Consider the following 6,917-nt stretch of genomic DNA (forward strand, 5'->3'; position numbering starts at 1 on the left):
CGAAGATCCTGGGCGAGACGAAGAAGGGCACTTGGCTCGACGATACCGCGATGTTCCCGGTGGTCGAGCACACCGGTGAAGTCTCCAGCTATGGCGACTACTCCGAGAACGGCCACGCCGGCGCCAACACCAACTGGCCGCAGCGCCAGGCCTATCTGTTCCAGACCATCAAGGAATACGGCGAGCGCGAGCTCGAGCGGGCGGGTCTGGCGCGGATCAACTGGATTTCCGAGCTGGACGTGGCGGCCACAACCGTCATGAATAAGTTCCAGAACTTCTCGTATTTCTTCGGCATTCGCATGCTGGAGAACTACGGGTTCCTGAATGACCCGAATCTCGGTCCGTCGCTCACGCCGGCGCCGAAGGCAAACGGCGGCTTCCAGTGGATCAAGAACGGCGCGATCAATGCGACCGCAAACGAAATCTTTGCGGACATCCAGGCGCTGTTCTTCCAGCTGGTGAAGCAAAACGCCGGCTTGGTGGACAAGCAGAGCCGGGTCGTTTTGGCGATGGACCCCGAGACTGAAGTCGCCTTGACCGCGACGAACACCTTCAACGTGAACGTCACGGATATGCTGAAGAAGAACTTCCCGAACATCCGCATCGAGACCGCGGTTCAGTACGGGGCGAAGTCGCCGGCCAATCCGCAGGGCATCGTTGGCGGCAACCTGGTGCAGCTGATCGCGGAGGAGGTCGAAGGCCAGGAGACCGGAACGTGTTCTTTCAGTGAGAAGATGCGCTCGCATCCGATCATCAAGGGGCTGTCCAGCTTCCGGCAGAAGATCACCGGCGGCACCTGGGGCGCGGTCATTCGTATGCCCGTCGCCTTCACCTCCATGCTCGGCGTCTGATCGGCGCCGGGTTTCCTTCCATCCACAATCCAACCTTGGGAGACGCGGAGCGGCGCGCGCCGTCTCCGCGTTGACGATTCATGGCCACAAAGAACAACGTCGTTACCGTCGCCTGCAAGCTTCCGAACGGTCTCTTGTTGCGCAACTTCAAAATGGTCGATGACAACGAAGTCACGCCAACGGGATATCGCGCCATCAAGCGCGCCGAGCAGGTCGGTGAAACGGTGCAGATCCACGGCGCTGCCGTGCCGAAGGGCGAGACGCGGGAATATATGATCATCGGCGGCTATGCCCTCACGCCGAACGTCGACAAAGATTTCTTCGACGAATGGATGCGTCAGAACAAGGACCATCCGGCAATCAAGGGCGGCCTCATCTTCGCGAACACCCGGGAGTCAATGGTCACCGGGCAGGCGAAAGAACAGAAAGCGGTGCTCTCGGGGCTCGAGCCGCTGAATCCGGAGAGGTCTGTCCAGAATGGAAAGACCGTGTACGCCGATGGCCGGGTCGCCGCGATCGCGGGCAAGGTCGGCATCGGCAAGGCCGACGTCAGGTAAGACGGGGGCCGCCCATGGGTGTCATCGTTCAATTCAACTATGCGCAGTGGATCGCGCGCTATCCCGAATTCGCGCAGGTCGCGCAACCGACCGCGCAAGAGTATTTCGGCGAGGCCGGCCTTTACCTGCCCAACGATGGCACCGGGCCCGTGCGGGACGCGGCGACGCAGCTGCGCTTGTTGAACATGCTTACGGCGCACATTGCCGCGCTCAATGCGGCGTCGGCAGATGGTGAACCGGCCCCGCCGCTGGTCGGCCGCATCAGCAGCGCAACCGAGGGCTCGGTTTCGGTGCAGACGCAGAACGACTATCCGCCCGGGACCGCGCAATGGTTCCAACAGACCAAATACGGCAGTGCCTTTTGGGCTGCGACCATCGCCTATCGCTCGGTGCACTACCTGCAGAACAAAAAGCCCGTCGTCGGCGCCGAGCCGTGGTGGGGCGGTGTCGGAGGGTTCGGGCGATGGCCGCGCTAAAGGGGGGCGATAAGCTTGAGGCGGCTTTGCGCGAGATCGCGCAGAAGGTCTCAAAGCCCGGGACCTTGCGCGTGGGCTTCCTTGAGGGCGCGACCTATCCGGACGGCACGTCGGTCGCCCTGGTCGCGGCCTCGAACGAATTCGGAACGAAGCGGATCCCGCCGCGGCCGTTCTTCCGCAACATGATCGCGGCGAAATCGGACGAATGGGCGCCGGCGATCGGGCAGCTGCTTCCGCAGAACGGCTATGACGCGCCGAAGGTGCTCGCGCTTGCGGGCGATGCCATCAAAGGCCAGCTGCAACAGAGCATCCGCGACACCAATTCGCCGCCGCTCTCGCCCGTCACGATCGAAAAGAAGGGCTTTGACAAGCCCCTGATCGAGACGGCGCACATGATCATGTCCGTCGGCGCCGAGGTGAAGTGATGAACCTGCGCGGCATCGCCAACGGCCAGACGCGCGCGGTCAATCCGAACACCGCGGCGACCGTGCGCGTGAGCGCCGGCTATGAGACGAAGGCCGACGGCAATCGCGTCCCGAAATATGACAACCTCCCGTTCCGGGCTCAGGTCCAGGCGCTCCAATACAACGACCTGGTGCATCTGGAAGGGCAGAATATCCAGGGCATTCGCCGCGCGATCTATCTCAACGGCACGATCGATAGCGTGAAGCGGATCAACCGCGATGGCGGGGACCTGATCAAGATCGCCAAGGGCCCGAATGCCGGCACGTGGCTGGTCGCGCTTGTGCTCGAGCAATGGGCCGACTGGGCAAAGTGCGCCGTGACGCTGCAAAATCAGGCCCCCTGATGTTCACCGTTTCTCCGAGCGAATCCGAGGTCTTTGCGGCGCTTCGGTCGTTCCTGCTTGCCGTGCTGCCGGCCGGTGGTGCCCAGTTCAACGGCTCGATCGCGGGCAATGTGCTGTCGGTCACCTCGATGCTTGACGGCAGCGCGCCGATCGCCCTCGGAGATACGATCCTCGGCCAGGACGTCGCTTATGGGACATATGTCAGCGCGTTCGATGGCACGGGCTCGGGCGGCGCGGGCACCTATACGGTGAGCATCGCGCAGACGGCCGGCGATGCCGCCGACACGCGGGTGTTCACCACGGGCGTCGAAGTCATCCAGGCGCAGGACAACCGCGTGCCTGAGCCCGTGGGCTCCGATTACGTGACCATGACGCCGCTGCGTCGGCCGCGCCTCGGGACGAATGTCGACACCTCGGCCGACGTGACGTTCACCGCCTCAATCGACGGCAACACGATGACGGTGACGGAGATGAAAGCCGGAGAACTTGCGCAAGGCAGCCGCGTTTTCGGGACGGGGGTCGCCGCCGGCACACTGGTGCAGGCCTTCGGGTCCGGTACTGGCGGGATCGGGGCCTATCTCGTTTCGCCGGCCCAGCAAGTCGCCTCGGAGGCGATGGCAGCGGGCACCAAGGAAACCATGGAATCCGTGCAACTGGCCATTCAGGTCGATGTGTACGGGCCCAACAGCGGCAACTTCGCGCAGATCATGTCAACGCTGTTCCGCGATGAATATGGGGTCTCGCTGTTCGCCGCGCTCTCGCCCGCGATCTCGCCGCTTTACGCGGATGCGCCGCGCCAGCTCGCTCTGAGCGATGGCGAGCAGCAGTATGAAAATCGTTGGTTGGTCGATGTCGAGTTGCAGGTCGACGAAACCGTGATCGTGCCGCAGCAGTTCGCGGACACGCTGAAAGTCAATGTTGTCAGCGCCGCGGGTAGCTGACCGGCCACTGACCGCCCGCGCCGGTCGCGCGCAATCTCCCACATCCCCGACAAAATCCCTCCCACTCCGGAGCCCGTTTGCATGTCCACGATTCCCGCCAGTATCGACGTCAATGTGACGCCGAGCGTCATCGCCACCGGCGGCTCCGCGCTCGATCTCAATGGCCTGTTCCTGACCACCAACACGCGCGTTCCGATCGGCACCGTGCTGTCGCTCGCTCCCGCCGATGTCGCGGATTTCTTCGGTGGTACTTCTGTGGAAGCGACCAAGGCGGCTGTGTACGGCGCGGGCTTCGACAATTCGGATCTGAAGCCCGGCGCAATGTTGTGGGCGCAGTATCCCATCGTCGCAGTGGCGGCCTATCTGCGCGGCGGCAACGTCTCGGCGCTTACTCTCGGCCAGCTGCAGGCGATCACCGGTCAGTTGAGCGTGACCGTCGACAGCGTCCAGAAATCGGGCAACGTCGATCTGAGCGCAGCCACGTCGTTTTCCGCCGCGGCGCAGATCATCCAAACGGATCTTGGCCTCCAGGGACTCCAGGCCGCCCAGGTCACGGCCACGATCGCCGGAGAAGTCATGACGGTCACCGCGGTCGAAAGCGGTGCGATCGTCGTCGGGCTCGAGGTGACCGGAGCGGGCATTGCGGCTGGCACCTATGTGGCATCGTTCGGTACGGGCACCGGCGGCGCCGGCACCTATAACCTGTCGGTCGCGAACGCGGTCGCGGTTGCCGAGGCGCTGACGCTGTTCGCGCCCGCGGTGACCTATGACAGCCTCTCGGGCGCGTTCGTGATCGCCTCGGGAACGGTTGGCCATACCTCGGCGGTCACCTTTGCCACGGGCGCTGTTGCGGCCTCGCTGCTGCTTACGCAGGCCACCGGCGCGGTGCTATCGCCTGGTGCTGACGCCGCGACCCCGGGCCCGTTCATGACCAGCGTGACGCAGCTGACGCAGAACTGGGCCACGTTCCAGACGGTTTTTGATCCGGACAACGGGCAGGGCAACGATAATAAGTTCGCCTTCGCGCTCTGGAATTCCTTGCAGAATAACCGTTGGGGCTATGTCTGCATTGATCATGATCCCGTGCCAGCGGTGCAAAATCCTGCGCCGGCCAGCCTCGGCCAGCGCATCAAGGCCGCCAACATCTCCGGCACCAATCTCAACTGGGAACCGACCGACCAGAACATCGGGCCGTTCATGGGCGGCTTTCCGGCCTCGCTCGACTTCTCCAAGACAGGCGGCCGGTTCACCGCCAAATTCCGCAAGCAAGCGGGTCTTCTGCCGGGCGTTACCGATCTCACGACCGCCCAGAACCTCGCGGCGAACGGCTATAACTTCTATGCCGCGGTCGCGACCGCCAACCAGCAATTCACCTATTACAGAAATGGCACGGTCTCGGGTGAATTCCTCTGGTGGGACAGCTACGTCAACCAGATCTGGATGAATAACCAGATCCAACTGGACCTGCTGACGTTCATGCAGGCGATCGGCACGCTGCCTTATAACGCCGCCGGCAACGCCGCGATCGAGACCGCGCTCGCCGACACGATTACCCGGGCCGAGGCCTTTGGCGTCTTCGTCTCCGGTGTCGAACTGTCCGCCGCGCAGATCACGGCGCTGAACCGCGCAGCACCAGGCAAGAACATCGCGCCGGTACTCCAGAGCCAAGGCTATTATTTGCTCATCGGCACCGCGACACCGGACATTCGTGCACAACGCGGATCGCCCCCACTGACGTTCTTCTATACCGACGGGCAGTCGGTGCACTCGATCAACATCGGTTCCGTCGCGGTCCAGTAAGTCTGATCTCAGTAAGGAGTAATTCGGGTGTCCCTCACGTCGGCAAATGCCATCATCCAAATCGCTGTTGCGATCGTCTTCCCGACGCCGCAGCAGCTGCAGAAGTTCTCGACGGATAACATCTATGAGGCGCCCGCGATCGCGCCGAACCAGGTGCAGATGGGCGTCGATGGCTTCCAAAGCGCCGGCAAGGTCTTTGTGTCCCGGCCGGTCAGCATCGACCTGATGGCGGACTCGCCATCCAATGATTTCTTCGACACCTGGTTCAGCGCGGAGGAGGCAGCCAGCGAGACCTTTGTGGCGAATGGCCTGATCACGCTTACGTCGGTCGGGAAGAAATTCACGCTCCGGAACGGCACGCTGACGAGCTACACGCCATTGCCGCCCGGCGGCCGAGTCCTCGGGCCGCGCCGCTATGAGATCACGTGGGAGCGGATTATTCCGGCGAGCTCGTAACATGCGAAAAACCAGCAACATCACGATTCAGGACGAAGGCCGCGATAAGGACAAGGTCTTCGTCCTGACCGAAAAGCCGGCCATCGAGGCCGATAAATGGGGTATCCGCGCGCTCCTTGCATTGAGCAAGTCTGGCGTGCCGATTCCTCCCGAGTTTATGGAAATGGGCATCATCGGCGTGCTCGCGGTCGGCGTTCATCGCCTCGCGGGCGTGTCGTTTACCGATCTCGAGCCGCTGCTCGACGAAATGCTGACGTGCGTCCAGATCATGCCGACGCCTGAGCGCCCCGACATCATCCGGAAACTGCTGCCGGACGACATCGAGGAAGTGAAGACGCTGCAAACCCTGCGCATGGAGGTGTTTCGTCTTCACACGGGTTTTTCGCCGCCCGCCAAAGCACCGGTATCCCCCACAGCTCCGGCGGGCGCCAACCCCTCAAATATCCGAACATCTCGCCGGCAATCGGCGCGGTGATCTCGAGCCGGCTCGCGACCCTCGCGGAACTGTCAACGATCTATTCGACCGAAGACGTTTACCTGTTCTGCGAAATCCTCTCCGTTGATCGCTACAATTCGAGACCGCAGTAATGACCGGAACTGTCATTGACAGCTTGGTAGTAACCCTCGGCCTCGACCCCAAGAACTTCACCAAGGGCCAGCGCGACGCCCTCGATGCGTTCAAGAAAACGCAGGCTGAATTCGACAAGCGGTTGAAGGACCTCGAGACCAGCGGCAAGCGGGCAGGGGATTCGTTCGGGTCGATCACGACGGCCGCGGAAGGTCTGTTCTCGGTGCTCGCAGGGGCCAGCATGGCCGCGTTCGCGCGGGACACCATGAACAGCGCCGCGGCAACGGGCCGGATGGCGCAGAACATCGGCGTCGCGACCGATCAGCTCTCGACCTTCGGACGGATCATCGAACGGAACGGCGGCAATGCCGAGTCCGCGATGGCTTCGATGAAGGGCTTCACCGATCAGGTCTCGCGGCTCAAGTATCTGGGCCAGGGCTCGCAAGAGCTCATGCAGTTC

At 62.7% G+C, this 6,917-nt stretch carries 10 protein-coding genes; all 10 read left to right on the forward strand.

The genetic code is table 11. The features are described 5' to 3' along the window. The coding region (locus BRAS3843_RS41550; RefSeq protein WP_035981913.1) for a hypothetical protein at positions 1-851 on the forward strand (851 nt) is incomplete at its 5' end. An 80-nt stretch (positions 852-931) separates the two neighbouring features. Next, positions 932-1,408 (forward strand): hypothetical protein, encoded by a 477-nt coding sequence (locus tag BRAS3843_RS38900; RefSeq protein ID WP_008970108.1) that lies wholly within the window; start codon positions 932-934, stop codon positions 1,406-1,408. Between the two features lie 14 nt (positions 1,409-1,422). Next, the gene (locus BRAS3843_RS16595) at positions 1,423-1,884 is read left to right on the forward strand and encodes a DUF4054 domain-containing protein (protein WP_008970109.1); all 462 of its coding nucleotides are present in this window, start codon (positions 1,423-1,425) and stop codon (positions 1,882-1,884) included. Further along, positions 1,872-2,309: a hypothetical protein gene (locus BRAS3843_RS16600; protein WP_008970110.1), complete on the forward strand. Its 438-nt coding sequence runs from the start codon at positions 1,872-1,874 to the stop codon at positions 2,307-2,309. Before BRAS3843_RS16595 ends, BRAS3843_RS16600 begins: the two co-directional genes overlap by 13 nt. Next, a complete protein-coding gene (locus BRAS3843_RS16605) occupies positions 2,309-2,692 on the forward strand; it encodes a hypothetical protein (RefSeq protein WP_008970111.1) in 384 nt (127 codons plus the stop codon). The genes BRAS3843_RS16600 and BRAS3843_RS16605 overlap by 1 nt, the downstream gene beginning before the upstream one ends. Positions 2,693-2,754: 62 nt before the next feature. Then, on the forward strand, positions 2,755-3,633 hold the full coding sequence (locus BRAS3843_RS38905; RefSeq protein ID WP_139024887.1) for a hypothetical protein: 879 nt from the start codon (positions 2,755-2,757) through the stop codon (positions 3,631-3,633). 81 nt (positions 3,634-3,714) lie between these two features. Next, a complete protein-coding gene (locus BRAS3843_RS38910) occupies positions 3,715-5,433 on the forward strand; it encodes a DUF3383 family protein (protein ID WP_008970113.1) in 1,719 nt (572 codons plus the stop codon). Positions 5,434-5,460: 27 nt separating this feature from the next. After that, complete coding sequence (locus tag BRAS3843_RS16620) at positions 5,461-5,889, forward strand: hypothetical protein (RefSeq protein ID WP_008970114.1); 429 nt, start codon at positions 5,461-5,463, stop codon at positions 5,887-5,889. A 1-nt stretch (position 5,890) separates the two neighbouring features. Then, positions 5,891-6,364 carry a hypothetical protein gene (locus BRAS3843_RS16625; protein ID WP_008970115.1) on the forward strand — a complete coding sequence of 158 codons (474 nt, stop codon included), beginning with the start codon at positions 5,891-5,893 and terminating at the stop codon, positions 6,362-6,364. 112 nt (positions 6,365-6,476) lie between these two features. Continuing rightward, positions 6,477-6,917: hypothetical protein (locus BRAS3843_RS16635; RefSeq protein ID WP_035981916.1), on the forward strand; the 441-nt coding region annotated here is incomplete at its 3' end.

Source organism: Bradyrhizobium sp. STM 3843 (assembly GCF_000239815.1).
Lineage (GTDB): Bacteria > Pseudomonadota > Alphaproteobacteria > Rhizobiales > Xanthobacteraceae > Bradyrhizobium.

Bases quoted from the DNA above. Each gene is read 5' to 3' on its own strand.
- BRAS3843_RS38900 (WP_008970108.1), top strand. From the start codon at position 932: ATGGCCACAAAGAACAACGTCGTTACCGTCGCCTGCAAGCTTCCGAAC.
- BRAS3843_RS16595 (WP_008970109.1), top strand. From the start codon at position 1,423: ATGGGTGTCATCGTTCAATTCAACTATGCGCAGTGGATCGCGCGCTAT.
- BRAS3843_RS16600 (WP_008970110.1), top strand. From the start codon at position 1,872: ATGGCCGCGCTAAAGGGGGGCGATAAGCTTGAGGCGGCTTTGCGCGAG.
- BRAS3843_RS16605 (WP_008970111.1), top strand. From the start codon at position 2,309: ATGAACCTGCGCGGCATCGCCAACGGCCAGACGCGCGCGGTCAATCCG.
- BRAS3843_RS38910 (WP_008970113.1), top strand. From the start codon at position 3,715: ATGTCCACGATTCCCGCCAGTATCGACGTCAATGTGACGCCGAGCGTC.
- BRAS3843_RS16625 (WP_008970115.1), top strand. From the start codon at position 5,891: ATGCGAAAAACCAGCAACATCACGATTCAGGACGAAGGCCGCGATAAG.